We start from the raw sequence: 861 nt of genomic DNA, 5'->3' as shown, positions 1-861 counted from the left end.
GGGGCCCCCGCCACGCCCACGCTGGTGCTGCCGCCGCCGCCGCCGCCGCCGCCCGAGCCGGAGAAGCTGCCCGAGCCCGAGCCGGTCAAGCCCGAAGTGGTCGAGCCCGAGCCCAAGCCCGCTGAGCCCGCCGAAGCGCCGCAGGACGACAGCCCGCCCAGCCCCTCGCAGGACCTGGGCGACCCGGTCACCATCGACGGCGCCGCCGAGGCCGGCACCGATGCCTTCGGCATCCGCGCCGGCGGTGGTGGCGGCATGACCGGCGGTGGCGGCGGGCTGGGCAGCCGGTCTTATTCCGCCTATGTCTCGAGTGCCTTGCAGCAAGCCTTTGTGCGTGACCAGCGCACCCGCCAGCTGGCCTTCGACGACATCCGCATCGAGCTCTGGCTGGACGCGGAGGGCCGCGTCACCCGGGTCGAACTGGCGGGCAGCTCGGGCAATGCCGCGACCGACCAGGCGGTGCTGGCCATGGTGCGCGATTTCCGTGCCGACGAGCGGCCACCGGCATCGCTGCGGTTCCCGATGCGCATGTCGATCAAGGGCCGGCGGCCATGAATGTCCTGAAGGCCCGGCCATGCGCCGGCCCGACGTTTCTCTTCATCCCAACAGACTGCAGAACGAACCGATGAACCACTTTGTCCATCCCCATCGCCATGCGGGCCGCGCCAGCGTGCTGGCCGCCGCCGTGGCAGCCGTGCTGCTCGGCGCCGCGGGTGCCAGCCATGCGCAAGCCGCGGCGCCGGCCGACAGTGCCATGGTCAAGCTGATCCGCGGCCTGATCCAGAGCGGCGCGCTCGACAAGAACACCGGCGAGGCCCTGCTGGCCCAGGCCCAGACCGAAGCCATGGCTGCGCAGCAGGC

Annotated in this window: 1 protein-coding gene and 1 pseudogene; both read left to right on the top strand. The window is 72.6% G+C overall.

Annotation, left to right across the window (positions count from 1 at the left end):
* Nucleotides 1–555 (top strand): energy transducer TonB (locus tag CF68_RS25080; RefSeq protein WP_035824122.1); only part of this gene is annotated, 555 nt, incomplete at its 5' end.
* A gap of 70 nt (nt 556–625) precedes the next feature.
* Nucleotides 626–861: pseudogene (locus CF68_RS38650) on the top strand (putative porin); the annotation flags it as partial.

This window comes from Cupriavidus sp. SK-4 (assembly GCF_000611125.1).
Lineage (GTDB): Bacteria > Pseudomonadota > Gammaproteobacteria > Burkholderiales > Burkholderiaceae > Cupriavidus > Cupriavidus necator.
Note: the sequence above shows the minus strand (reverse complement) of the source record. Positions and strands in the feature narration are given on the sequence as shown.